The sequence below is a fragment of the Janthinobacterium sp. SUN073 genome, assembly GCF_030397665.1.
In the GTDB taxonomy this organism is placed as follows: domain Bacteria; phylum Pseudomonadota; class Gammaproteobacteria; order Burkholderiales; family Burkholderiaceae_D; genus Janthinobacterium.
This window is the reverse complement of record NZ_JAPUBT010000001.1, coordinates 1645034-1668947: the sequence shown is the minus strand read 5'-3', so window position 1 is coordinate 1668947 and position 23914 is coordinate 1645034. Positions and strand designations below refer to the sequence as shown.

Below are 23914 nucleotides of genomic sequence, written 5' to 3'. Positions count from 1 at the left end.
AAGCAAGGGAAGCAATCATGATGTTAAAAACAGTCCTGATCGATAGCAGCGCCGTGGCGCGCGGCCTGCTGAACACGGTCCTGACCGATGGCGGCTACGATGTCTGCGGGCAGACGCATACCAGCGCGCTGGGACTGGCGCTGCTGGTCAAGCACCATCCGCATTTCGTGTGCATCGCGCGCGAGCAGGTGGAAGACGGGAGCAATGTGGTGCAAACCATCCGCGCCCAGTACCCGAAGACGCTCATTTTCATGGTCTCGGGCGGCATCGACGCCGCCTCGCTGCAGGCGGCGCATGCGATGGGCGTGTCGGGCTTCATCGTCAAGCCCTTCATGGCCGACACGGTCCTGAAAACCGTGCGCAATACGGTCATTGCCATGGTGCGCAAGCAGCAGCAGGCGCTGGCCGCCGCCGCACAATCGACCAAGCAGCCCGGCTGAACTGGTGGCATTGTCAGGTGTCAGTGGGTCAGGTAATACAGTGCCTGGCCCAATGACTTTCCGAGATGCAGCAAACAGTACGCTGTGGCACCCAGCAGCAAGCTGGCTTGCAAGACTACGGGCAAGGCATTCCATGCGGTGACAATCCGGGCGTGCAGTGTGTGCATCAGCGTATCCTTTCAGTCCATGATCAGGGCAAGCCCGTGGCGCTGGCGATGATGCCGCCGCCCAGGCAGATATCCCCATCATACAACACGGCCGACTGGCCCGGCGTGACGGCCCATTGTGCCTGGTCAAACGCCAGGCTGAAGTGTTCATTTCCCTCCGGCAGCAGCTGGCAAGCCACGTCGGCCTGGCGGTAGCGCGTCTTGGCGGACAGGGCGCCCGCTTGCGGCGCCACGCCCGCGACCCAGCTGGCCTGGTCCGCCGTCAAGGCGGGCGACAGCAGCCACGGATGGTCATGGCCCTGCACCACCCACAGGGTGTTATTGGCGATATCCTTGCGCGCCACATACCAGGCGTCGCTGCTGCCATCGGCATTCTGGTACGACTTCACGCCGCCGATGCCGATGCCCTTGCGCTGGCCCAGCGTATAAAAACTCAGGCCCACGTGTTCGCCCACCGTCTTGCCGTCGGCCGTCTTCATCGGGCCAGGCTTGTACGACAGATAGCGGTTCAAAAATTCGCGGAACGGGCGTTCGCCGATAAAACAGATGCCCGTCGAATCCTTCTTTTGCGCGTTCGGCAGCGCCAGCTGTTCGGCGATCTTGCGCACTTGCGTCTTCGGGATTTCACCGAGCGGAAACAGGGTTTTCGACAATTGCGCCTGGTTCAAACGGTGCAGGAAGTAGCTTTGATCCTTGCTGGCGTCGACGGCTTTCAGCAGCTCGTAGCGGCTCGCATCGGTGGGTGCCTGGCGTACGCGCGCGTAGTGGCCGGTGGCGATCAGGTCGGCGCCCAGGGTCATGGCGTGGTCGAGGAAGGCCTTGAACTTGATTTCAGCGTTGCACAGCACGTCCGGGTTCGGCGTGCGGCCGGCCTGGTATTCGCGTAAAAAATCGGCGAATACGCGGTCCTTGTATTCGGAGGCGAAATTGACGGCTTCGATATCGACGCCGATGACGTCGGCCACGCTGGCCGCGTCGATCCAGTCCTGGCGCGTGGAGCAGTATTCCGAATCGTCGTCATCTTCCCAGTTTTTCATGAACAGGCCGATGACTTCATAGCCTTGTTCCTTCAGCATCCATGCCGCGACCGAGGAATCGACCCCGCCGGACATGCCGATAACGACTTTCTTCTTGCTCATCTTGCTTTCCAGTTACTTTTAAATGATTGCCATGCGCGGGTCTATGCGCTATTGAAAACGGACACATGCGTGTGCAGCAGGGCCAGCGGCGCGCGCCGGCCAGCCAGGTATTCGTCCACGCACTGCAGCACCAGGGGGCTGCGGTGGCGCTCCTGGCATGCCGCCAGCTCGTCGCGCGTCATCCACAGGGTGCGGATGATGCCTTCGTCCAGCGGGCGGTCATGCTCGGCGCCGGCCGTGCCGCAAAAGGTGAAGCGCAAATAGGTCACGTCCTCGCCCGTGCGCAGTGACTGATAGCGCGACATGTACATGCCGACCAGTGCCGTGGGGATGAAATCGTAGGCCGCTTCTTCCAGCGTTTCGCGGATCACCGCCTGTTCCAGCGACTCGAACGGGTCGAGATGACCGGCCGGCTGGTTGAGCTTGATGCCTTCGCTGGTTTCTTCTTCAATCAGTAAAAACAGGCCGTCGCGCTCGACGATGGCGGCAACGGTGACAGAGGGTTTCCAGATTCTCGGCATGATTCCATCCTTGAAAGAGCCGACATTTTATCTTGTTCTGCGCGCGCGGTTTGAACCCGGCCTTCTGTTGCGCGGACATATTGATAAATGACAACGTTTTAGCAAATAGCGGTGGGAGGTACTTACGTCTTTCCCGGGGAGCGCACTAGCATGGGGGCTTAGTCGGCAAGATGGCAGGAAACGCCCGCTAATATAGGCTTTCCCTGTGGTCAAAACAAGCGCGCACGCAGGCTCGACTGTGGTGAGATTGACACACATTTCCACAATATGGTCGCCGCGCCGCATGGTGAAACGAATTGGGGGATGCTGATGAAATTAGTGTCGTACAACTAGAAGTTGCTGGTTCACAAACGTTTAACGCGCTGCTTTCCGTGTTAGATTCTAGTCAGTTTATCAATTAGCGGAGGCATCATGAGGATAGGCATACCGGCCGAAACACGGCCTGGTGAAACGCGGGTGGCAGCCACGCCCGAGACAGTCAAGAAGCTGGCAGCCAAGCATCAGATCATCGTGCAGGCGGGAGCGGGCTTGCAAGCGTCGATTCCCGACGAGGCGTATGCCGCCGTCGGCGCGCAGATCGGCACCGCCCAGGAAGCTTATGGCTGCGCCATCGTGCTCAAGGTGCGCGCCCCCGATGCAGGGGAACGGGCCCTGATGGCCAGCGGCACCGTGCTGATCGGCATGCTCAACCCGTTTGACGCGGACAATATCGCCGCCATGGCCACGGCCGGCCTGTCCGCCTTTGCGCTGGAAGCCGTGCCGCGCATCACGCGCGCGCAGTCGATGGACGTGCTGTCCTCGCAGGCGAATATCGCCGGCTACAAGGCGGTGCTGGTGGCCGCGAATACCTACCAGCGCTTCATGCCCATGCTGATGACGGCGGCCGGCACCGTCAAGGCGGCCCGCGTGCTGATCATGGGCGTGGGCGTGGCGGGCTTGCAGGCGATCGCCACGGCCAAGCGCCTGGGTGCCGTCATCGAGGCGTCCGACGTGCGCCCGCCCGTCAAGGAACAAGTGGAGTCGCTGGGCGCGAAATTCCTCGACGTGCCTTTCCTGACCGAGGAAGAAAAGGAAATCGCCAAGGGCTCGGGCGGCTATGCGCGCGCCATGCCGGCCGACTGGATGCGCCGCCAGGCCGAACTGGTGCATGAACGGGCGAAACTGGCCGACATCATCATCACTACCGCCCTGATCCCCGGCCGCGCCGCGCCCGTGCTGATCTCCGAAGAAACGGTGAAGGCCATGAAGCCCGGTTCCGTCATCGTCGACCTGGCCGTCGAGCAGGGCGGCAACTGCCCCCTGTCAGAACTGGGCAAGACGGTCATCAAGCACGGCGTCTACATCGTGGGCGAGCCGAACCTGGCGACCCTGGTGGCGGCCGATGCTTCGGCCCTGTATGCGCGCAACGTGCTGGACTTCTTAAAGCTCATCATCGACAAGGACGATCAATTGCTGATCGACCGCGAGGATGAAATCATCAAGGCCAGCCTGGTGTGCGCAGGTAGTGAAATCTTACGTAAATAACGCGGCGCCGGAGAGAACAACATCATGGAAATCAGTCACACCATCACCAACCTGATCATCTTCGTGCTGGCCATTTATGTCGGCTACCACGTCGTCTGGACTGTCACGCCGGCGCTGCATACGCCGCTGATGGCCGTCACCAATGCCATTTCCGCCATCATCATCGTCGGCGCCATGCTGGCGGCCGGCCTGACCGATGGCCCGCTGGCGCAGGTGGCCGGCACCCTGGCCGTGGCGCTGGCCGCCGTCAACGTGTTTGGCGGCTTCCTCGTCACGCAGCGCATGCTCGAGATGTTCCGCAAAAAAGAACCGAAGGCCAAGCAAGGAGCCAAAGAATGAGTCACGCCATGAGCTTCGTCACCATGAACCTGGTGACGATGATGTACCTGATCGCCTCGGTGTGCTTCATCCAGGCTTTGAAAGGCCTGTCGTCGCCATCGACGGCGCGCCGCGGCAATGCCTTCGGCATGAGCGGCATGGCGATTGCCGCCGTCACCACCGTGGCGCTGATCCTGAAACTGAAGGAACAGCAAACGGGCGGCATGGGCCTGACCCTCGTCATCATCGGTATCGTCACGGGCGGCGCCATCGGCGCCTACCTGGCGAAAACCGTGGAAATGACGAAGATGCCGGAACTGGTGGCGGCCATGCACTCGCTGATCGGCCTGGCGGCCGTGTGCATCGCCGTGGCGGCGGTGTCCGAGCCATGGGCCTTCAATATCGCCAAGCACGGCGAGGCGCTGCCCATCGGTAACCGTTTCGAGCTGTTCATCGGCACCTTTGTCGGCGCCATCACGTTCTCCGGTTCGGTGATCGCCTTCGGCAAGCTGTCGGGCAAATACAAGTTCCGCCTGTTCCAGGGCGCGCCCGTCAGCTTCAAGGGCCAGCACATGCTCAACCTGGTGCTGGCGCTGGTGATGGTCGGCCTGGGCCTGGCGTTCTGCTTCGCCGACGGAGTGGAGCCGGCCTGGACGCCGTTCATCGTCATGACCCTCATCGCCTTTGCGCTGGGCGTGCTGATCATCATTCCCATCGGTGGTGCCGATATGCCGGTGGTGGTGTCGATGCTCAACAGTTACTCCGGCTGGGCCGCGGCCGGCATCGGGTTTTCGCTGAATAACTCGATGCTGATCATCGCGGGGTCATTGGTCGGTTCTTCCGGCGCGATCCTGTCGTACATCATGTGCAAGGCCATGAACCGCTCGTTCTTCAACGTCATCCTCGGTGGCTTCGGCGGCGCTGCGCCGGCGGCAGGCGTGGCCGGCGCGCAGGAACAGCGTCCCGTGAAATCGGGTTCGGCCGACGACGCCGCCTTCATCATGAGCAATGCGGAAACCGTCATCATCGTGCCCGGCTACGGCCTGGCCGTGGCGCGCGCGCAGCACTCGTTGAAGGAACTGGTGGAAAAGCTCACGCACAAGGGCATCACCGTCAAGTATGCGATCCACCCGGTGGCAGGGCGCATGCCGGGCCACATGAACGTACTGCTGGCCGAGGCGGAAGTGCCATACGACCAGGTCTTCGAGATGGAAGACATCAACGGCGAATTCGGCCAGACGGACGTGGTGCTGGTGCTGGGCGCGAACGACGTCGTTAACCCGGCGGCGAAAGATCCGACATCGCCGATCGCCGGCATGCCGATCCTGGAAGCCTACAAGGCCAAGAGCATCATCGTCAACAAGCGCTCGATGGCTTCCGGCTATGCGGGCCTGGACAATGAACTGTTCTACCAGCCGAACACGATGATGGTGTTTGGCGACGCCAAGAAGGTGATCGAGGATATGCTGAAAGCTATCGAATAAATGCCGCTTGCAGCGACCGGACGGCCCGCCTTGCGCGGGCCGTTTTTATTGGCCGGCCGCTGCCGCGACGACTTTATTGCGGCCCTGATGCTTGGCCGCGTACAGGGCCTTGTCGGCATCCGATATGGCCGCGTCCAGGCTGGCGCCTTGCACCAGCGACGCCACGCCGATGCTGATGGTGACGTGCAACGGGGCGCCGTCGGGCAGCACGGTGACCGCCGCTGCCACGGCCGCGCGGATGCGTTCGGCCACCTGGTGTGCCTGCTGCAGGCTGGCGTCCGGGAAGAGCAGGCCGAACTCCTCGCCACCGAGGCGCGCCGCCACGTCGGTGATGCGTCCCGTGTCGCGCAGCGCCTGCGCCACCGTGCGCAGCACGGCGTCGCCCACGGCATGGCCGTAGCGGTCGTTGATCTTTTTAAAGTGGTCGAGGTCGGCCACGCCCACGCTCAGGGCGGCGCCGCTGCGCGCCGCGCGTGCCATCGCCTGCTCGGCCTGCGCTTCATAGGCGCGCCGGTTGGGCAGCGACGTCAGCGCATCGTACAGCGCCTGCTGTTCCAGCTGCGCCAGCAGGCTGGCGTTTTTTGCCGCCAGTTCGCGCCGTTCGCGCACATCGAGCAAAAAGGCGCCGAAATAGCGCACGCCGTCGACCACGCCCAGGTCCAGCGCCTTCATTTCGATGGGGATCATTTGCGTGTCGCGGTGGCGAATGGCGAATTCGCGTATCTTGCCCAACACGCTGGAGCTGCGTGAGCTGCGGATGTAGCTGATCACGAGGTTGTCGTGCTGCGCGCCGACGGCGTCGGGCAGCAGGCCGTTCAGGGTCTGGCCCAGCAATTCTCCGCTGGCATAGCCCGACAGCGCCTGCATGGCGCCATTGATATAGCGGATGCGGCACTGCTCGTCGATGATGATGACGGCGTCGAGGGCATCTTCCAGCAGGCGGAAAAAAAGTACTTCGGGAAGAGCGGCAGGCGGTGCTGCGGGCAATGCATCTGTCATGGAACGGTCGCCGAAAGCCAGGTGACAGCCATTGTCGCATCCGCGGGCCGTTTACTCCATGCCGGATATCTAGCCTGTTTCTTTTTCGCCCGTGCTCTTTCTTTATTGCCAAGATTCAGCGGCGGCCGTACATCATCAGTTCCGCCAGACTTTTGCGCGCCGGGCTGAAGGCATCGAGCAAACCCAGCGACAGTCCCAGCAAGCCTTGCGCAGGGGCGCTGCCCGTGAAGATGCGCGCCATGGTGTCGGTGACGCGCACGGTCAGTCCCCGGTCGGCCTGGCGCAATTGCGCATAGCGTTCCAGGCAGGCCGGGCTGCTGTCCTGCGCCAGCACGCGGGCCAGCACGGCGGCGTCGCGCAAGCCCAGGTTCAGGCCTTGCCCCGCCACCGGGTGCAGGGTTTGCGCCGCATTGCCGATGGCGACCGTGCGCGCCGTGCCGCCCGCCTGCGCGTTCAGGCCCAGCGGATAGGCCAGGCGCGCCGTCGTGTGGGTAAAGCGTCCCAGGCGGCTGCCGAAGGCGGCGCCCAGGCGCGCCAGAAAGGTAGAGTCGTCCAGGGCCAGCAACTGTTCGGCGCGCGTGGGCGGCACGCACCACACCAGCGCGTAGCCATCGTCCTGCGGCAGCAGGGCCAGCGGGCCTCCGTCGGTGAAGCGCTCATACGCGCGGTGAGCGATGGGGGCACTCGTGCGCACATGGGCGATGATGGCGCTTTGGCCATAGTCGCGGCTGACGGCGCGCTCCGGCTGCTGGCCGAACAGGCCGCCCTCGGCCTGCACCAGCAGGCTGGCGCGCAAGCTCGACGCGGCGCCCGCCTGTTCGATCTGCACGCTGACGCCGTCGGCATCTTCCGCACTGCCGGTGACCAGGGCCGGGCGCAAGCTGGCCACGCCCAGGCGCTCGCATACATCGGCCAGCGCGCTGACGACGGCGCCGTAACGCGCCACGTAACCGAGCGCCTCGACGCCATGCTCGCTGCGGTCCATCAGGCTGCGCCCGAACTGGCCGCGGCGCGACACGTGGATCTGGTGGATAGGCGTCGCCTCGACGGGCCAGGCGCCCGCTTCCTCGAGTATCTGGCGGCTGCCGTGCGACAGGGCGATGGTGCGCGGGTCGCGCCTGGCTTGCTCGATGGATTTGGCGTCGAGCAGGGCGATGCCGGCGGCGCGGCTGCCCCGCTGCACCAGCAGGGCGGCCAGCGCCATGCCGACGGGGCCGGCGCCGCAGATGGCGAGATCGAAAGTGGACGGTGTATGCATGCGGCGGCGTTAATCCTGTGACATCAGTTGTTCGATTTCAGCGACGCTCTTGGGCGCCGTGCTGAAGACTTCATGGCCTTGCGGCGTGACCAGCACATCGTCTTCGATGCGGATGCCGGTATGCCAGAACTGCTCCGGCACACCCGCGCCGGGGCGCACATAGATGCCCGGCTCCACCGTCAGCACCATGCCCGGTGCCAAAGCGCGCCACGGCTTGCCGGGCGCGCCCGTGTCGCGGTAGGCGCCCACGTCGTGCACGTCCATGCCCAGCCAGTGGCTGGTGCCGTGCATGTAGAAGGGCATATAGGCCTTGTCGGCGACGACGTCCTGCGCGCTGCCGCTTTTTTGCCGGTCCAGCAAGTTCAAATCCAGCATGCCCTGCGCCAGCACCTGCACGGCCGCCTCGTGGATGGCGCTGTGCGGCAAGCCGGGGCGCAGCATATCCAGCGACGCTTGTTGCGCGGCCAGCACCAGTTCATACAGCGCCCGCTGCGGGCCGCTGAAGCGGCCGTTGACAGGATACGTGCGCGTGATGTCGGAGGCGTAGCCATCGAGTTCGCAGCCGGCGTCGATCAATACCAGGTCGCCGTCTTTTAATACCGCGTTGTTGGCGCTGTAATGCAGGATGCAGGCGTTGTCGCCGCCGGCCACGATGGAGGAATACGCGGGGAACTGCGCGCCGCTGCGGCGAAATTCGTACAGCAGTTCCGCTTCCAGCGCGTATTCGTGCATGCCGGGCCGCGTGGCGCGCATGGCGCGCACGTGGGCCGCGCTGGAAATGGCGGCCGCGCGGCGCATCAGCTGCTGTTCCTGCGTGTCTTTCAGCAGGCGCATGGCGTCGAGCATGCCGTTGAGCTCAATGGCCATGGCGGGCGCCGTGACGCCGCTGCGCGCCTTCTTGCGCACACTGTGCAGCCAGACCTTGACCTGTGCATCGAGGCTGCCGCCCAGCGCATAGTATATGGCGGGAGCGTCGGCCAGCAGGCGCGTCATTTCCACGTCGAATTCCTCGATGGGGAAGGCGCCGTCAAAACCGAAGCTGGCGCGGGCCGCCTCGGGGCCATGGCGGAAACCTTCCCAGATTTCGCGCTCGGTGTTCTTGGCGCGGCAAAACAGGATGGCGCGCGCGGGCGCCGTGGCGCTGGCGGCCACCAGCGCCACGGCGCTGTCGGGTTCCGTAAAGCCGCTGAGGTAGTAAAAATAGCTGTCGTGGCGATACGGATAATCGCAATCGCTGTTGCGCGGCACTTCGGGCGCCGTGGCGAGGATAGCCACGCTACCGGGCAGCATCTGCGCCAGCAGCGCCGCGCGCCGTGCCGCGTAATTGGCCATCATGCCGCGGGCGCCTTGGTGCTTGCGCTGGCGACGCCGTTGAGCGCGTCGAGCTGCTGTGGGGTGCCCACATTCGTCCACTCGCCCGGATAGACTTCGCCGCCCACGCGGCCCTGGTCCGCATAGCTGCGCAGCAGGTCGCCCAGTCTGGCGTGGCTGCCCGGCGTGATGCCGTCGAACATCTCGGGACGGTACACGCCGATATTGGCGAAAGTCCACTTGGTGTCGTCCGTATTGTTGATCGCGAACAAGGTCAGGCCGAAGTCGCCCTGTGGATGGAAGTCGGGATTGGGCACCAGGTAAGTCCAGGCGATGTCGCGCTGGTCGGCGGGGTACGGCGTGCCCAGCACATCTTTGTCGGCCAGCACGTCGAGTACCTGCTTGAAGTCGAAATACGGGCAATAGATGTCGCCGGAAATGGCGAGAAATGGTTCCTCGCCCAGCAAGTGGCGCGCCTGGGCGATGCCGCCCGCCGTTTCCAGCGGCGTGCTTTCCGGCGAATACGCGATGCGCGCGCCATACGCGCTGCCATCGCCCAGGGTTTCCTCGATCTGGTGGCCCAGGTGGGAATGGTTAATGACGATGTCCGTGATGCCGGCGCGCACCAGGTTCAGTACATGCCAGACGATCAGCGGGCGGCCGCGCACTTTCAGCAGCGGTTTGGGACAGGTATCGGTAAGCGGACGCATCCGTTCACCGCGGCCTGCGGCAAAGATCATGGCTTTCATGGGTAGTCGTTTTCAGTATCGGTAAGTCGGCTGCGCGGACAGGCCGCGCAGCGGGAAAGTGCCTAGAAGGTATAACCGACCTGGGGCGTTTTATTTTCGAGCGCATCGAGCAAACGCACCAGCGGCTTGAGTTCCGTATAGCGGTTGGCGGTCTTGCGCACATAGTCGAGCACGGTTGGCAGGTCGCCCATGTACAGATCCTTGCCGTCGCGGTAATTCAGGCGCGAGAACAGGCCCAGGATTTTCAGGTGGCGTTGCAGGGCCGTGAATTCGAAATCGCGGTAGAAGGCGTCGATGTCGGGATTGACTGGCAAGCCCAACTGCTTGGCGCGCTGCCAGTAGCGGATTACCCAGTCGAGCACCAGTTCTTCATCCCACTGGATGTAGGCGTCGCGCAGCAGCGAGGCGATGTCATAGGTGACGGGGCCGAAAACGGCGTCCTGGAAATCGAGGATGCCGGGATTCGGGATGGAGCCATCGTTGATGTGCATCAAATTGCGCGAATGGTAGTCGCGGTGCATGAATACTTGTTGTTGCGATAAAATATTTGCCGTAATGGCTTCGAAGACCTTGTCCAGCTGGGTTTGTTGCACATCCGTCAAGGTGGCGCCCAGATGCTTGCCGATGAACCATTCCGGGAACAGATTCATTTCGCGCAGGATGAAGGCGCGGTCGAACTCGGGCAAGACGTCCGGCTGGCTGGCCAGCTGGATTTTCATCAAGGATTCCAGCGCTTCGGCGTACAGCACGCTGGCATTGTCGTGGTTCAATGCATCGAGGTAGGTGGTCGTGCCCAGGTCGGAGAGCAGCAGGAAGCCGTTGTCCAGGTCTTGCGCGATGATCTCGGGCACGGACACGCCAGCACCTTTCAGCAAGCCGGCCACCTTGACAAAGGCGGGCACGTTTTCGCGCTCGGGCGGCGCATCCATGGCAATCAGTGTACTTCCTGGCAATGTTGTATTGCCTGGCAGCATATCGAGACGGTAGTAGCGGCGGAAGCTGGCATCGCTGGAAGCGGGGCGGGCGGAATCGGGCGCGACGAGGTTAAGCGAGGTCAACCAGGCTTTCAACAGGGTCAGGCGAGCGTCGGCCTGGGCCGGCGCGGTGGAGGAATTGGAAGAGAATGACATTAAGCGGCCTGTGGAATCGGGTTGATGATGCAGATTCCCATATAATAAGGGATTCAAATCAAAAAATCGCCTCTCAATGGTGCTTGCCCCTTCCAATTCATGAGCTGGTTTTCGGCCTCCCCCCCTTCGCAGCGCTGGGCTTTCGCCATCAGCGCGCTCGTCGCCGCCACGACGGTGCCTGTTCACGCCCAGAAAGCACCGCGTCCGGTTCATGTGGAAGATCCCGACGCGCCCACCGTCATGACGGCGAACAGCATGAACGGACGACCCGAAAGGGAGATCAATCTCGATAAAAATGTCGTGATTGAGCGCGGAAAAACCACAAAAATGACGGCCGATACAGCTTGTTACAAACAAGTTGAAGATCAGTTCGAGGCCGAGGGCCATATCAAGATGTGGCGTTTCGGCGATTACTACACGGGTGACGTCCTGAAGCTGAACATGGAGACCGGCAAGGGTTTCCTGCTCAACCCGACGTACCGCTTCGAAGTGGGCGGCGGCCGGGGCAAGGCCGAGCGCGTCGACTTCATCAACCCCGACGAAGCCAATGTCATCGAAGGTACGTACAGTACCTGCGAAGGGCCGAATCCGGACTGGTACCTGAAATCGAGCACCTTGAACCTCGATACGGGCCGCGACGTGGGTACGGGCAGCAAGACCATCATCTATTTCAAGGACGTGCCGATCCTGGGCACGCCGGGCATCTCGTTTTCGCTGTCGGGCGCGCGCCGCTCGGGCTGGCTGGCGCCCACGCCGGGCTTTGCCTCGAAGAACGGTTTCGAGCTGCTGATGCCGTATTACCTGAACATCGCGCCGAACCGCGACCTGACGCTGTTCCCGCGCTATATCCAGCGGCGCGGCATTCAGCTCGGTGCGACGGGCCGCTACATGGGTGAGACGGATGCCGGTTTGTACCGCGGCGAAACGTCGGTTGAGTTCTTGCCAAATGACAAGCAAACCAAGACCAACCGCTACATGCTCAAGTCCAAGCACGAGCAGGCGCTGGCCAAGGACTGGACGTACAGCTGGGATCTGAGCGACGCATCGGACAATAATTACCCGAACGATTTTTCGAAAAACGTCGCCTCCGCCACCGAGCGCCAGTTGCTGCGCGAATTGCGCACCGATTACCGCACCGAGGACTGGAGCCTGACGGCGCGCGTGCAGAACTATCAGGTGCTGCAAGACCCCGATGCCGCCAAAGATCCCAGTCTGACTGTGTCGCGGCCGTATGACCGTTTGCCGGCGGTAAACTTTCACGCTGATAAATATGATGTCTGGGGCGGTTTCGACTGGACCTTCGACGCGGAAGCGACGCGCTTCGCGCACCCGACTCTGGTGCAAGGGTCGCGCCTCGTGGCTGTGCCGCAAGTGAGTTTCCCCATCGTGCGCCCTGGCTACTTCATCACGCCCAAGCTGATGCTCAATGCCAGCGCGTATCAGCTCGACAACGATGCCAGGACCAAGGCACTGTTTCCGGACACGTCATTTACGCGCGCCGTGCCCACCTTTTCGGTCGACAGCGGCCTGGTGTTCGAACGCGACTCGAATCTGTTTGGCGCCAAGGGCGGTACGCAAACCCTGGAGCCGCGCCTGTTCTACGTCTATACGCCGTACCGCGACCAATCGCAGTTCCCGAATTTCGATACGGCCGCCGGCACGTTCAATCTGACGCAGATCTTCACGGAAAACCGTTTTGTTGGCAGCGACCGTATCGCTGATGCCAACCAGGTCACGGCCGCTGTCGTTTCGCGCTTCTTGCAGTCGGACGGCACGGAGCGCATGCGCCTGACCTTCGGCCAGCGTTTCTACTTTGCCGACCAGCGTGTGCAGCTCAATTCGACCACGCCCGTCAACCAGTCACGTTCGGATATCCTGCTGGCAGCAACGGGCCGCGTGTCGGAGACTTGGACCGTCGATAGCCTGGTGCAGTACAATCCCAGCGATCGCCAGTTGATGAGCTCGACGTACACCTTGCAATATCAGCCAGGTGCCAAGAAAGTATTGAACTTTAGTAACCGTTTTCAGCGTGGCAGCATACGCAATGCGGAAGTGTCGACGCAATGGCCATTGACGGACCGCTTGTATGGCGTGGGACGCATCAGTTACTCCCTGCTGGACCGGCGCATGCTGGAAAGCCTGGTCGGCCTGGAATACAAGGGCGACTGCTGGGTGTTCCGCATGGGGGCGCAGCGTTTCGTGACTTCGGCCAACAAGGCCTCGACGCCGATTTTCTTCCAGTTGGAACTGACTGGGCTGTCGAATGGCTTGGGTCTGGGCACGAATGGGCTGGAAACATTTACCAAAACCATCCCTGGTTACCAGACACTGAGCCAGCCACTCCGTTAAGATAGGCACCGTTGTCGCCGCCGGTGTTCCCGGCGCTGGCACAACCGGTTTTTTTATTCACCTGAACTCATGAGCGCTCTACACATTATGCGTAATGCCAGTATGCACCAACTCAAAATTGCAACGGTTTTGTTGTGCGCCATTTCCGGCGCCACGACCAGTAGTGTCTGGGCGCAACAGGCTGCACCAGCGCCTGCGAGCAAGCCCGCTGCCGCTGCGCCAGCACCGGTCAAGGGCTTCACACCACCGGCCTCGAGCAGTGGCCAGAGCATCGACTCCATCGCCGTCGTCGTCAATGACGATGTGATTACGCGCAATGAAGTGGCGGCCCGCATCAAGAGCGTGGAGCAGCGCATGAAGGCGCAGAATATTCCCGTGCCCGATCCCGCCGACCTGCGTCGCCAATTGCTGGAGCGCATGATCGTTGAGCGCGCACAAATGCAGCTGGCCAAGGAAATGGGCGTGCGCGTGGATGATCTGACCCTGGACCGCGCGATTGGCCGTATTGCTGAACAGCAAAAGATGACGGTGCAAGAGCTGCGCAACCAGATGGAAAAAGAAGGCACGCCGTTTGCGACCTTCCGCGAAGAAATCCGCGATGAAATCATCATGCAGCGCTTGCGCGAGCATGAAGTCGACGCCAAGATCCAGATTTCCGATTCCGAAGTGGATAACTTCCTGGAAGCGGAAAAAGCGGCGGCCAGCGAACAGGTGGAGCTGAACCTGGCGCAGATTCTCGTGCGCATTCCGGAAAACTCCAGCCCTGAACAGATCGCCGCGCGCCGCGCGCGTGCCGAAGAAGTCAGCCGCCAGTTGCGCACGGGCGGCGACTTTGCCAAGATGGCCGCCACCTATTCCGACGCCAGCGATGCGCTGAGCGGCGGCGATATCGGCTGGCGCAATAGCGACCGTTTGCCGCCTTTGTTCACGGAACAGTTGATGAAGTTGAAGCCGGGCCAGATCACGCCCATCATCAAGAGCAACACCGGTTTCCATATTTTGAAACTGGTGGATCGCCGCAGCGCGGCCGAAGCGCAAGCCGTCGCTGCCGTGCAGCAGACGCATGCGCGCCACATCTTGCTGAAAATTACGCCGACCCTGTCGGCTGCCGAAGCCAAGCGCAAACTGGCCGAATTGAAAGAGCGTCTCGATAACAAGGCGGCCAAGTTCGAAGACCTGGCCCGCTTGTTCTCGAACGACGGTTCGGCCGCCAAGGGCGGCGACCTGGGCTGGCTGTATCCAGGCGATACCGTACCGGAATTTGAAACGGCGATGAATGCACTGAAACCAGGCGAAGTGAGCGAGCCGATCGAGTCGAGCTTTGGCTTCCACCTGATCGAAGTGCTGGAACGCAAGAGCGACGACGTCTCGAAAGAGAAGCAGCGCAGCGCCGCGCGCAACGCCTTGCGCGAACGCAAGCTGGAAGAAGCGACGGAAAACTGGGCGCGCGAAGTACGCGACCGTGCCTACGTCGAATTCCGCGCGGACGACCAGTAATGCTGCTGACTATTTGCGCATGAGTAACTTGCCTGTATCAAGCCGCCCGGCCATCGCCATTACCTGTGGCGAACCGGCCGGTGTTGGCCCGGAAATCTCCATACGCGCGGCCTGGGCCATGCGCAATGAAGTCAACTGCATCTTGCTGGGCGACGCCGCCTTGCTGGCGCTGACGGCCAGCCTGATCGATCCGGAGATCCGCCTGGCGGCGCTGTCGCTGCAAGCCGTGCGCAACAACGGCCTGCCGCATTTCGGCTCCGAACGCCTGGCCGTGATCGATATTCCGACTGTCAACAATGTCATTCCTGGCGTACTAGACAAGGAAAACGGGCGCTCCGTGCTGGCGACCCTGGACGCGGCCGTGGAAGGTATAGCTGCCGGCTGGTTTGGCGCCATGGTCACGGCGCCCTTGCAAAAGAGTACGATCAATGACGCCGGCGTGGCGTTTTCCGGCCATACGGAATACCTGGCAGAAAAAACCAACACGCCGCAAGTGGTGATGATGCTGGCCGGCGAACCGGGACATGGCGAACCGACCCTGCGCGTGGCGCTGGCCACCACGCATTTGCCCTTGAAGGACGTGTCCGCCGCCATCACCCTGGACAGCCTGGCCGTCACCCTGGATATCATTCAGACGGACTTGCAACAGAAATTCGGCATCGCCACGCCACGCATCCTGGTGACCGGCCTGAATCCGCATGCGGGCGAGGGCGGTTACCTGGGACGCGAGGAAATCGATGTCATCGCCCCGGCGATTGCCGCGGCGCAAGCGCGCGGCATCGATGCGCACGGACCGTACCCTGCCGACACCCTGTTCCAGCACAAATACCTGGCCGACGCCGATTGCGTGCTGGCCATGTACCACGACCAGGGCTTGCCCGTGCTGAAATACGCGACCTTCGGGCGCGGCATCAATATCACCCTGGGCTTGCCGCTGATCCGCACCTCGGTCGACCATGGCACGGCGCTGGACCTGGCCGCGCAAGGGCTGGGGCTGGCCGATTGCCACAGCATGGAGCAGGCGCTGCAAACGGCGCTCGCTATGCTGCGCGCCAGCACCCCGACCAGAGCGTAGGTCGGGTTAGCCGCAAGGCGTAACCCGACGCTGCCTGCTCAACGATCCCGCCGGCCTGTGCCGGCTTTACCGCATTGATAGAAAACAGAATATGAAACACGTTGCCCGCAAACGCTTTGGCCAGAACTTCCTGCACGACCGCTTCGTCCTCAACGACATCACGGCCGCCATCGCGCCGCAGGAGGACGATGCCATGGTCGAAATTGGCCCCGGCCTGGGCGCCATGACGGAGCAGTTGCTGCGCCACCTGAAGCAGATGCATGTGGTGGAACTGGACCGCGACCTGATCGTGCGCCTGGAAAAAACGTTTAATCCGGCCAAGCTGACGATCCACTCGGGCGACGCGCTGAAATTCGACTTTGCGCAAATTCCCGTGCCGGCCGGCCAGAAGTTGCGCATCGTGGGCAATTTGCCGTACAACATTTCCAGCCCCCTGCTGTTCCATCTGGCGGACTTCGCACCGCTGGTGAAAGACCAGCATTTCATGCTGCAAAAGGAAGTCGTCGAACGCATGGTGGCCGAGCCGGGCAGCAAGGCGTATGGCCGCCTGTCCGTGATGCTGCAATGGCGCTACGACATGACCTTGATGTTCATCGTGCCGCCGACGGCGTTTGATCCGCCGCCGAAAGTGGAATCGGCCATCGTGCGCATGATCCCCGTGGCCGAGCGTCTGGCCTGCGACCAGGCGACGCTGGAAGCGGTGGTCATGAAGGCCTTCTCGCAGCGCCGCAAGGTGATCCGCAACTGCCTGGCCGGCATGTTTACGGAGGAGCAGATCAAGGCGGCCGGCATCGACCCGACCAAGCGGCCGGAAACCGTGGGGCTGGAGCAGTATGTTGCTTTGGCGAATTTGCTGAAGGCACCGCAGTAATCGCAAGGGCTGGGGTCAGACCCTCTCCACCACCAGCGTCTGAGCAGGCGTCGACGCGAACGGGGGTCTGACCCCGGCAGTGCTGGTTTCACTTAAAACCACTGGTCGACCTGTTGCAGATCCTTGCGTAACGCGAGGAAGCAATCGTCCACGTGGTGGTTGCGGCTGATTTCATTGCGCCGCATCAAGGCGATCTTGCGCTTGCAGGTGGGCTGGCGCAGCGGCGCCACGTGCAGATCCTCGTCGTTGAGGAAAGTCGTGTACAGGCTGGGCATGATGCCCACGGCGATGCCGGCGCGCACCACGCCATACAGCGACTCGCTGTGTATCATCTGGTACAGGCTCGACGGGCTCAAGCCATGCTGGCGCAGCGCGCTGGAGGCGAATTCCCAGATGCTGCCCTTGGTAAACACGACGATTTCCTGGCCCGCCAGCTGCTCCCAGCGCACTTCCTTGAGCGGCGCCAGCGCATGGCGTCCCGCCGTTACCAGCACCAGCTCGTCTTCGAACAAGCCCACGCTTTCCAGCGAGACGGAGCCGGGCACCTCGATGCCCACGCAAAAGTCCAGCTGGCCCGAATGCAGCGCGTGCAGCAAGCCATCGTTGGGCATGTCCGACAGCACGATTTCCACTTCATCGCCATGCCGCTCGCTGTAGCGCGCCACCACCACGGCCGTCATCGCCATGGCCGACGGAATCGCGCCGATGCGGATGCGGTGGCGGCCGCTGCCGATGGCGCGCTGGATATCGGCAAAAGTGTTGCTCGCCGTATTCAATAAATGCGTGGCGTAGTCGAGCGCCAGCTTGCCTTCGCGCGTCAGTTCCAGCTGGTGGGTTGTGCGGTTAAACAACTTTTTTCCCAGTTGATTTTCCAGCAGCTTGATCGACGCGCTGAGGGCCGGCTGGGTCACGCACAATTCCTGTGCAGCCTTGCTGAAGCTGTTTACCCGGGCTAGGGTGGCAAACGCTTGCAAATGTCGTAAGGAAATCTTCTTGCTCAGTTCATGCATGGACGTTGCTTATTAGAAAAAGTAATGGATTTATAAAAATAAACAAATTTTCTTATCCCGCAATTTACCATATTCTGGACTGGTCTTTACTTGTCTTGAAAGCAATAATATTCAGGAGAAACGCCTGGAATGCGGTGCCGGCACGTGCGGCGGCGCGCCAGGCACGGGACGCATCAATAAAATAATTCCAAAAAAACTCAGGGTGTATTCTTTTTAGGGTGGCGGCGATGAACAAATGGATGACGGGAACGATGGTAGTTGGGGGCTTGCTGGCGGTGCAGGGCGCGGCACAGGCGCAAAGCAGCGTGCAAGTGTATGGACTGCTGTCGGCCGGTATCGGCTATGTCTCGGACGAGGGTAACGGCAGCCGCACGCATGCGCTGAGCGGCACGAATCAGAATCCCCGCATCGGTTTCCGCGGCCAGGAAGACCTGGGCGACGGCACCAAGGCGATCTTCGTGCTGGAAAACGGTTTTAACGTGATGACGGGCGTGGCTGCGCAAAGTGGCCGCCTGTTCGGCCGCCAGTCGTATGTGGGCTTGTCCAGCAACGACAAGGGCACCCTGACTCTGGGCCGCCAGTATGAAGCCATCAAGGACTTGCTGGGCCCCGTGGTCATCGCCAGTAACGGCGTGCACATCGGCGACAACGACAATGGCTACAACAACCTGCGCGTGCAAAACGCCGTCAAGTATGTCAGCCCGAACATCAGCAACCTGTCGTTCACGGGCCTGTATGGCTTCAGCGAAAACCCGGCGGACTCCAACCGCAACCGCGTCTACAGCATGGGCGCCGGCTACAAGGTCGATGCCTTCAGCTGGGCCGTCGCCTATACCAAGATGGACCACCCGAACAGCCCCGATGCGCCAAATGGCGCCATCGGCAACGATTACGGCAGTTCCCTGTTGATCTTCAACAAGAGCGCCGTCAAGGGCGCCGGCGTGGACAGCCAGGCCATCGCCGGCACGGGAGGCTTTTATAATGTGGGCAGGACCAAGTTTGGCGCGTTGTACACCAACGTGCGCTATCACTACTTGGATCAAAGCAATCTGACCTTGCAAAACGTGGACCTGAACGTGAACCACAAGCTGACGGAAGCGTTGAATCTGGGCGCGTCGTATTTCTATACCACCGGAAAATATGACGTGATCAACAAGACGCCGAAATGGCATCAGGTCAACTTCCAGGCCGATTACTTCCTGTCCAAGCGCACCGACGTCGCCATCACCTGGAGCTACCAGAAAGCGGCCGGCGATGCGACGTTCGCGCGCGTGTTCGGTTTCGGCGCCTCGGCCGGCAAGACGCAAAGTGTCCTGATCGTCGGCATGCGACATTATTTCTGAGTCTGATTCATCTTTACAGGCGCTGTCCCGCAGCGCCGCCCCCTGAAAGGAAGCATCTTGAAAAAGCACCTCATGTTGGCGTTGAGCCTAGGCTTGCTGGCCAATGCCGCCCACGCGGAAAAACGCGAGCTGGTCATTTCGGCCTATCCGATTGCCCAGCCCTTGTTCATGAAGTATGTGTACGAGCCGTTCAAGGCCAAATGCGGGTGCGATATCAAGGTGGAAACGGGGAATAACGCGGACCGCATCGCCAAGCTGGTGGTGCACGCCAAGAACCCGGTGATCGACCTGGTGCTGCTGTCCGATTCCGGCATGCTGGAAGCGGCGCAAAAGGGCGTGATCCAGCCCATGGATTACGCCAAGCTGAGCAATTACAAGGCGCTGTACGACGTGGCGAAAAACCCCATCGGCGGCAACTACGCCGTCGGCTACACCTTGTACTCGGTGGGCCTGGTGTACCGCAGCGACAAGATCGCCCCGCTGACGTCCTGGAAGGACCTGTGGCGCCCCGAACTGAAGGGCCGCGTGGCCTTCCCCGACGTGAGCACCACGCAGGGCCCGCTGATGCTGCGCATGGCCGATGCGGCCTGGGGCGGCAAGACGGACGACTACGCCACGGGCTTTGCCAAGATCGTCGGCATGAAGGGCAACGTCGTCACGTTCTCGAAAAACAGCGCGCAGCTGGCCGCCCTGTTCGCGCAAGATGAAATCTGGGCCGCGCCCGTGGCGCGCTTTACCTGGTCGCAAATGCTCAAGACGGGCCTGCCCCTGAAGTGGAGCATCCCGGCCGAAGGCCAGGCGGCCGGCATGAACGTGATGGGCATCGTGGCCGGTTCGAAGAATGCGGACCTGGCCTACCAGCTGATGGATTTCTGGCTGTCCAAGGAAGTGCAGACGCAACTGGCGACCAATCTGGTCGACTCGCCCGTCAACAAGGACGTGCGCCTGTCGGTGGCGGCCGCGCAATTCAATACCTATGGTGCCGATCAAATCAGCTCGCTGAAGTTCGTCAAGCCGGAAACCATCCTCAAACAGCGCAGCAACTGGATGACGCAGTGGAACAAGGCCATGAGCAAATAGTGGTGACGAGGAGAAAACACCATGTTTGCTGATCCAAAAAAGCGCCTGGGCCTGCTGCTGGTCCTGCCGGCGCTGATCTTTATCGTCGTTTGCTTCCTGCTGCCCGTGCTGGCCTTGCTGGTCGACGCCTTCCGCGTCGGCGACGGCATGCAGTGGGGCGTCGACCGTTTCATTGACTTCTTCTCGCAGGAATTCAACCGCACCATCTTCTGGCGCACCCTGCGCATCGCCGCGCTGGTGACCCTGGCCTCCATCATCCTCGGCTACCCGGCCGCGCAAGCCGTGGCGCGCGTGTCGCCCAAGTGGCGCGGCCTGGTGGTGGGCATGATGATCTTGCCGCTGATGGTCTCGCCGATCGCGCGTACCTATGCGTGGATCGTGCTGCTGGGCCGTAACGGCGCCCTCAACGCGGCGCTGGTCAACATGGGTTTCACGGACGAGCCCCTGCGTTTGCTGTTCAGCGAGTTCGCCGTGTTTGTCGGCTTGCTGCAACTGCTGCTGCCCTTGATGCTGATGTCGCTGGCGGGCGCGCTGGAAAACCTGCCGCGCGACGTGGAACCGGCCGCGGCGACTTTGGGCGCCAATCCATGGCAAGTGTTTTGCAAGGTCACCCTGCCGCTGACGCAGGAAGGTCTGGTCGTCGGCGGCACGCTGGTGTTTACGGGCTGCGTGACGGCCTATGTGACGCCGGCCCTCTTGGGCGGCACCAAGGTGCTGATGCTGGAAACCCTGCTGTACCAGAAGGTCAGCGTGGAGAGCGATTTTGGCGCCGCGAATGTCATCGCCGTCATCCTCGTCTGCATGACCCTGCTGGTCAACGCCGGCCTTAAACGTATTTCCTCGAGCCGGAGCTCCGTATGAAAGAAAGCTTGTTCTCACGCGCCGTCCTGTGGCTGGTGTTTTTGTTCCTGCTGGGGCCTTTCGCCATCGTCGTGCTGGCGGGCTTTTCCGGCGGCGAAACGCTGGCGTTCCCGCCCGAGTCGTATTCGCTGCGCTGGATTCTGGAAGTGTGGTCGGCGCCCGAATTCCGCCGCGCCTTCCAGACCAGCCTGGAAATCGGCCTGATCGCCACCGTCATCGCGCTGTTGCTGGGCATTCCCGTCGCGTATGCGTTTTCGCGCATGCCGCCGCCGGGCATCGGCGCTATCCGCCAGATCCTGACGTCGCCGCTGATCATTCCCGCCATCCTCGTCGGCCTGGGCTTGCTGCACCACCTGGTCCTGACCATCAACGCGCCCGTGTATGTGGGCCTCTTGATCGGCCATATCGCGCTGTTGATTCCGTACTCGGTGCGCGTGGTGTACGCCAGCCTGGTGAATTTGCGCGTGGATATCGAGGATGCCGCCATCACCCTGGGCGCGTCGCGCCTGCGCGCCTTCTTCATGATCGTGCTGCCGAATATCCGCAACGCCGTGATCGCCGCCTTCTTCCTCGCCTTCGTCACCTCGTTCAACCAGGTGCCCGTCTCGCTGTTCCTGACGGGACCGGGCATCAGCACCTTGCCCATCGAGATGCTGGGGCATATGGAAAACAGCTTCGACCCGTCGATCGCTGCCCTGTCGACCTTGCTGGTCTTGTTCACCATGGCCTTCGTGATGGTGACCGAGAAGGTGCTGGGCATTTCTAAATACATGTAAGAGGCAACACACGATGAGTTATCTGGAACTGCACAAGCTGAACCTCGGCTACGCCAAGAACACGACGTCCGTGAAAGACCTGGACTTGCACGTCGAGCAGGGCGAACTGATTTCCCTGCTGGGCCCCAGCGGCTGCGGCAAGACCACCACCATGCGCGCGATCGCCGGCCTGATGCCGCTGCAGTCGGGCCGCATCGTGCTGGACGGCCGCGAAATCGGCAAGCTGGCGCCGAACAAGCGCAATATCGGCATGGTGTTCCAGTCGTACGCGCTGTTCCCGCACCTGAATGTGTACGACAACATCGCCTTCGGTTTGCGCCTGCGCAAGGTCGCGCCGGCCCTGCTGAAAACCAAGGTGGAAGCGGTGATCGCGGCCGTGGGCCTGACCGGTTTTGAAACCCGCTTGCCGGCGCAGATGTCCGGCGGCCAGCAGCAGCGCGTCGCGCTGGCGCGCGCCATCGTCGTCGAACCGGCCCTGCTGCTGCTCGATGAACCGCTGTCGAACCTGGACGCCAAGCTGCGCGTGCAGATGCGCGCCGAGCTGCGCCGCATCCAGCGCGAACTGGGCATCACCATGCTGTACGTGACGCATGACCAGGAAGAAGCGCTGGCTTTGTCCGACCGTATCGTCGTCATGAACGGCGGGCGCATCGAGCAGCTGGCCGCGCCGGAAGCCGTCTTCAATACGCCGTCGACACGCTTCGTCGCCAACTTCATGGGTTTTGAAAACCTGTTCGACTACCGCGACGGTGCGCTGCACCACGCGGGCGCCAGCCTGCCGTACGCGTCTGCCGTCGCTGCCGGCACCACGGTGCTGGGCTGGCGTCCGGACAAGGTGCGCGTCTGCGCCGCCGACGACGCAGCGGGTCACTACCCTGGCACCGTGCTGGCACGTGGCTTCCTGGGCGACACCGTCGAATACCTGCTGCAAACCCCGCTGGGCCAGGTCAAGGGCATTTGCGCGGCCGGCGGCGCCACCTGGCGCGAAGGCACGGCCGTGTCTTTCGTGCTGCCGTCCGACAGCGCCCTGTGGCTGGGCGCGTAATTTCTGAATGGAGCGCATCATGACCCACGCCTTGAAAAAGATCTGGCTCGATACCGATCCCGGTTTCGACGACTGGCTGACGATGCTGCTGCTGGGCAGCAATCCCGATATCGAGTGGCTGGGCGTGAGCGTGGTGGCGGGCAATGCGCCTGTCGATATCACCTACGACAATGCCTTGCGCATCAAGGCGCATGACGGCTTGACGGTACCGATCTACCGCGGCTGCGAAGAACCGCTGGCCGGCGTCATCGAAACGGCGCAGCGCATTCTCGGCGACAGCGGCATGCCGACGACGGGCGAGATCCTGCCGCCCGGCGCGGCCAGTGACGCCGCCGGCCACGCCGTCGACGCGCTGATCGCCGCCGTGCGCGCCCACCCTGGCCAGATCACCATCATGGCGATCGCGCCGATGACGAATCTGGCGACCGCCTTGAGCCGCGCGCCCGACATCGCGGAAAAAATCGTCGAAATCATTTTGATGGGCGGCTCCACCGACCAGGGCAACCACACGGCGGCGGCCGAATTCAATATCTATGCGGACCCGGAAGCGGCTGCCCAGGTGTTCAAGTCCGGCATTGCGCTGCGCATGTTCGGCTTGAACCTGTGCCGCCAACTGCTGGTGACGAATGCGGAAGTGGCACGTCTGCGCGCCATCGGCACGCCGCGCGCGCTGCGTCTGGCCGGCTACCTGGAAGCGTATGTGCGTATCCGCAGCGCCGACGGCTCCGTGCCCATGCCCATGTACGACCCGGTGGTGGCCCTGTACCTGGAAGCGCCGCAGCTGTTCCAGTTCCAGAGCGCCCACGTGGCCATCGAATTGACGGGCGAACTGACGCGCGGCATGACGGTGTGCGAGTTCCGCGTGCCGCGCCGCGCGCCCATCAACACGCAAGTGGCGATGCTGGCCGATGGCCCGGCCGCCATCGAGCGCCTGATGCGCCGCCTGGCCGCCATTCTCGTCTGACCC

At 62.3% G+C, this 23914-nt stretch carries 22 protein-coding genes; 14 read left to right on the top strand and 8 right to left on the bottom strand.

Going from position 1 to position 23914, the window contains the following annotated elements; translation table 11 throughout:
* Positions 1–20 precede the first annotated feature (20 nt).
* Positions 21–440 (top strand): response regulator, encoded by a 420-nt coding sequence (locus O0882_RS07590; RefSeq protein WP_289946890.1) that lies wholly within the window; start codon positions 21–23, stop codon positions 438–440.
* 190 nt (positions 441–630) lie between these two features.
* Here O0882_RS07590 and mnmA read toward each other — a convergent pair whose 3' ends face one another.
* Positions 631–1746: a tRNA 2-thiouridine(34) synthase MnmA gene (gene mnmA, locus O0882_RS07585; RefSeq protein ID WP_289946612.1), complete on the bottom strand. Its 1116-nt coding sequence runs from the start codon at positions 1744–1746 to the stop codon at positions 631–633.
* A gap of 41 nt (positions 1747–1787) precedes the next feature.
* A complete protein-coding gene (locus O0882_RS07580; protein WP_096238110.1) occupies positions 1788–2267 on the bottom strand; it encodes an NUDIX hydrolase in 480 nt (159 codons plus the stop codon).
* 411 nt (positions 2268–2678) lie between these two features.
* On the opposite strand from O0882_RS07580, the gene O0882_RS07575 reads away from it, so the two are divergent.
* From O0882_RS07575 to O0882_RS07565, 3 genes are read left to right on the top strand one after another with little or no spacing between them, the layout of a single operon-like run.
* Positions 2679–3791 (top strand): Re/Si-specific NAD(P)(+) transhydrogenase subunit alpha, encoded by a 1113-nt coding sequence (locus O0882_RS07575; protein WP_289946607.1) that lies wholly within the window; start codon positions 2679–2681, stop codon positions 3789–3791.
* 24 nt (positions 3792–3815) lie between these two features.
* Positions 3816–4130, top strand: a complete 315-nt coding sequence (locus O0882_RS07570) for an NAD(P) transhydrogenase subunit alpha (RefSeq protein ID WP_034745644.1) — start codon at positions 3816–3818, stop codon at positions 4128–4130.
* Positions 4131–4138: 8 nt separating this feature from the next.
* A complete protein-coding gene (locus O0882_RS07565) occupies positions 4139–5593 on the top strand; it encodes an NAD(P)(+) transhydrogenase (Re/Si-specific) subunit beta (RefSeq protein ID WP_289946888.1) in 1455 nt (484 codons plus the stop codon).
* A 45-nt stretch (positions 5594–5638) separates the two neighbouring features.
* Here O0882_RS07565 and O0882_RS07560 read toward each other — a convergent pair whose 3' ends face one another.
* The 5 genes from O0882_RS07560 to O0882_RS07540 all read right to left on the bottom strand — a co-directional run bounded on the left by O0882_RS07560 (position 5639) and on the right by O0882_RS07540 (position 11040).
* Complete coding sequence (locus O0882_RS07560; protein WP_289946603.1) at positions 5639–6592, bottom strand: sensor domain-containing diguanylate cyclase; 954 nt, start codon at positions 6590–6592, stop codon at positions 5639–5641.
* A 115-nt stretch (positions 6593–6707) separates the two neighbouring features.
* Positions 6708–7850 carry an FAD-dependent monooxygenase gene (locus O0882_RS07555; RefSeq protein WP_289946602.1) on the bottom strand — a complete coding sequence of 381 codons (1143 nt, stop codon included), beginning with the start codon at positions 7848–7850 and terminating at the stop codon, positions 6708–6710.
* A 9-nt stretch (positions 7851–7859) separates the two neighbouring features.
* Entirely contained in the window at positions 7860–9182 is a 1323-nt protein-coding gene (gene pepP, locus O0882_RS07550; RefSeq protein WP_289946886.1) for a Xaa-Pro aminopeptidase, read from the bottom strand.
* On the bottom strand, positions 9182–9910 hold the full coding sequence (gene murU / locus O0882_RS07545; RefSeq protein ID WP_289946600.1) for an N-acetylmuramate alpha-1-phosphate uridylyltransferase MurU: 729 nt from the start codon (positions 9908–9910) through the stop codon (positions 9182–9184). The genes pepP and murU overlap by 1 nt, the downstream gene beginning before the upstream one ends.
* A gap of 62 nt (positions 9911–9972) precedes the next feature.
* A complete protein-coding gene (locus O0882_RS07540) occupies positions 9973–11040 on the bottom strand; it encodes a phosphotransferase (protein ID WP_289946598.1) in 1068 nt (355 codons plus the stop codon).
* Positions 11041–11139: 99 nt separating this feature from the next.
* Between O0882_RS07540 and O0882_RS07535 the strand changes: the two genes are divergently transcribed.
* The 4 genes from O0882_RS07535 (at position 11140) to rsmA (ending at position 16832) form a co-directional block, all read left to right on the top strand.
* Positions 11140–13389: an LPS-assembly protein LptD gene (locus O0882_RS07535; RefSeq protein ID WP_289946596.1), complete on the top strand. Its 2250-nt coding sequence runs from the start codon at positions 11140–11142 to the stop codon at positions 13387–13389.
* 102 nt (positions 13390–13491) lie between these two features.
* Complete coding sequence (locus O0882_RS07530; RefSeq protein ID WP_289946594.1) at positions 13492–14886, top strand: peptidylprolyl isomerase; 1395 nt, start codon at positions 13492–13494, stop codon at positions 14884–14886.
* A gap of 19 nt (positions 14887–14905) precedes the next feature.
* Positions 14906–15961: a 4-hydroxythreonine-4-phosphate dehydrogenase PdxA gene (gene pdxA / locus O0882_RS07525; RefSeq protein WP_289946592.1), complete on the top strand. Its 1056-nt coding sequence runs from the start codon at positions 14906–14908 to the stop codon at positions 15959–15961.
* 91 nt (positions 15962–16052) lie between these two features.
* On the top strand, positions 16053–16832 hold the full coding sequence (rsmA, locus tag O0882_RS07520; protein WP_289946590.1) for a 16S rRNA (adenine(1518)-N(6)/adenine(1519)-N(6))-dimethyltransferase RsmA: 780 nt from the start codon (positions 16053–16055) through the stop codon (positions 16830–16832).
* A 92-nt stretch (positions 16833–16924) separates the two neighbouring features.
* On the opposite strand, the gene O0882_RS07515 is transcribed toward rsmA, so the two are convergent.
* Positions 16925–17842, bottom strand: a complete 918-nt coding sequence (locus tag O0882_RS07515; protein ID WP_071075232.1) for a LysR family transcriptional regulator — start codon at positions 17840–17842, stop codon at positions 16925–16927.
* 239 nt (positions 17843–18081) lie between these two features.
* Between O0882_RS07515 and O0882_RS07510 the strand changes: the two genes are divergently transcribed.
* Genes O0882_RS07510 through O0882_RS07485 form a run of 6 tightly spaced genes read left to right on the top strand, consistent with a single transcriptional unit; the run spans position 18082 to position 23911 of the window.
* Positions 18082–19185 (top strand): porin, encoded by a 1104-nt coding sequence (locus tag O0882_RS07510; RefSeq protein ID WP_289946884.1) that lies wholly within the window; start codon positions 18082–18084, stop codon positions 19183–19185.
* A 57-nt stretch (positions 19186–19242) separates the two neighbouring features.
* Positions 19243–20265, top strand: a complete 1023-nt coding sequence (locus O0882_RS07505) for an ABC transporter substrate-binding protein (RefSeq protein ID WP_243136084.1) — start codon at positions 19243–19245, stop codon at positions 20263–20265.
* Between the two features lie 21 nt (positions 20266–20286).
* Positions 20287–21126: an ABC transporter permease gene (locus O0882_RS07500; RefSeq protein WP_289946582.1), complete on the top strand. Its 840-nt coding sequence runs from the start codon at positions 20287–20289 to the stop codon at positions 21124–21126.
* Positions 21123–21902, top strand: a complete 780-nt coding sequence (locus O0882_RS07495; RefSeq protein WP_035822719.1) for an ABC transporter permease — start codon at positions 21123–21125, stop codon at positions 21900–21902. Before O0882_RS07500 ends, O0882_RS07495 begins: the two co-directional genes overlap by 4 nt.
* Before the next feature lie 13 nt (positions 21903–21915).
* Positions 21916–22947 carry an ABC transporter ATP-binding protein gene (locus O0882_RS07490; RefSeq protein ID WP_289946581.1) on the top strand — a complete coding sequence of 344 codons (1032 nt, stop codon included), beginning with the start codon at positions 21916–21918 and terminating at the stop codon, positions 22945–22947.
* A 19-nt stretch (positions 22948–22966) separates the two neighbouring features.
* Positions 22967–23911: a nucleoside hydrolase gene (locus O0882_RS07485; RefSeq protein ID WP_289946580.1), complete on the top strand. Its 945-nt coding sequence runs from the start codon at positions 22967–22969 to the stop codon at positions 23909–23911.
* Positions 23912–23914: the final 3 nt, after the last annotated feature.

What these genes read in the sequence shown, in the direction of transcription:
- O0882_RS07490 (WP_289946581.1), top strand. Translation starts at nt 21,916, where the DNA reads ATGAGTTATCTGGAACTGCACAAGCTGAACCTCGGCTACGCCAAGAAC.
- pepP (WP_289946886.1), bottom strand. Translation starts at nt 9,182, where the DNA reads ATGGCCAATTACGCGGCACGGCGCGCGGCGCTGCTGGCGCAGATGCTG.
- O0882_RS07570 (WP_034745644.1), top strand. Translation starts at nt 3,816, where the DNA reads ATGGAAATCAGTCACACCATCACCAACCTGATCATCTTCGTGCTGGCC.
- O0882_RS07590 (WP_289946890.1), top strand. Translation starts at nt 21, where the DNA reads ATGTTAAAAACAGTCCTGATCGATAGCAGCGCCGTGGCGCGCGGCCTG.
- O0882_RS07555 (WP_289946602.1), bottom strand. Translation starts at nt 7,850, where the DNA reads ATGCATACACCGTCCACTTTCGATCTCGCCATCTGCGGCGCCGGCCCC.
- mnmA (WP_289946612.1), bottom strand. Translation starts at nt 1,746, where the DNA reads ATGAGCAAGAAGAAAGTCGTTATCGGCATGTCCGGCGGGGTCGATTCC.
- O0882_RS07485 (WP_289946580.1), top strand. Translation starts at nt 22,967, where the DNA reads ATGACCCACGCCTTGAAAAAGATCTGGCTCGATACCGATCCCGGTTTC.
- O0882_RS07495 (WP_035822719.1), top strand. Translation starts at nt 21,123, where the DNA reads ATGAAAGAAAGCTTGTTCTCACGCGCCGTCCTGTGGCTGGTGTTTTTG.
- O0882_RS07510 (WP_289946884.1), top strand. Translation starts at nt 18,082, where the DNA reads ATGACGGGAACGATGGTAGTTGGGGGCTTGCTGGCGGTGCAGGGCGCG.
- O0882_RS07565 (WP_289946888.1), top strand. Translation starts at nt 4,139, where the DNA reads ATGAGCTTCGTCACCATGAACCTGGTGACGATGATGTACCTGATCGCC.
- pdxA (WP_289946592.1), top strand. Translation starts at nt 14,906, where the DNA reads ATGAGTAACTTGCCTGTATCAAGCCGCCCGGCCATCGCCATTACCTGT.
- O0882_RS07500 (WP_289946582.1), top strand. Translation starts at nt 20,287, where the DNA reads ATGTTTGCTGATCCAAAAAAGCGCCTGGGCCTGCTGCTGGTCCTGCCG.
- O0882_RS07515 (WP_071075232.1), bottom strand. Translation starts at nt 17,842, where the DNA reads ATGCATGAACTGAGCAAGAAGATTTCCTTACGACATTTGCAAGCGTTT.
- murU (WP_289946600.1), bottom strand. Translation starts at nt 9,910, where the DNA reads ATGAAAGCCATGATCTTTGCCGCAGGCCGCGGTGAACGGATGCGTCCG.
- O0882_RS07580 (WP_096238110.1), bottom strand. Translation starts at nt 2,267, where the DNA reads ATGCCGAGAATCTGGAAACCCTCTGTCACCGTTGCCGCCATCGTCGAG.
- O0882_RS07530 (WP_289946594.1), top strand. Translation starts at nt 13,492, where the DNA reads ATGCACCAACTCAAAATTGCAACGGTTTTGTTGTGCGCCATTTCCGGC.
- O0882_RS07560 (WP_289946603.1), bottom strand. Translation starts at nt 6,592, where the DNA reads ATGACAGATGCATTGCCCGCAGCACCGCCTGCCGCTCTTCCCGAAGTA.
- O0882_RS07575 (WP_289946607.1), top strand. Translation starts at nt 2,679, where the DNA reads ATGAGGATAGGCATACCGGCCGAAACACGGCCTGGTGAAACGCGGGTG.
- O0882_RS07540 (WP_289946598.1), bottom strand. Translation starts at nt 11,040, where the DNA reads ATGTCATTCTCTTCCAATTCCTCCACCGCGCCGGCCCAGGCCGACGCT.
- rsmA (WP_289946590.1), top strand. Translation starts at nt 16,053, where the DNA reads ATGAAACACGTTGCCCGCAAACGCTTTGGCCAGAACTTCCTGCACGAC.
- O0882_RS07535 (WP_289946596.1), top strand. Translation starts at nt 11,140, where the DNA reads ATGAGCTGGTTTTCGGCCTCCCCCCCTTCGCAGCGCTGGGCTTTCGCC.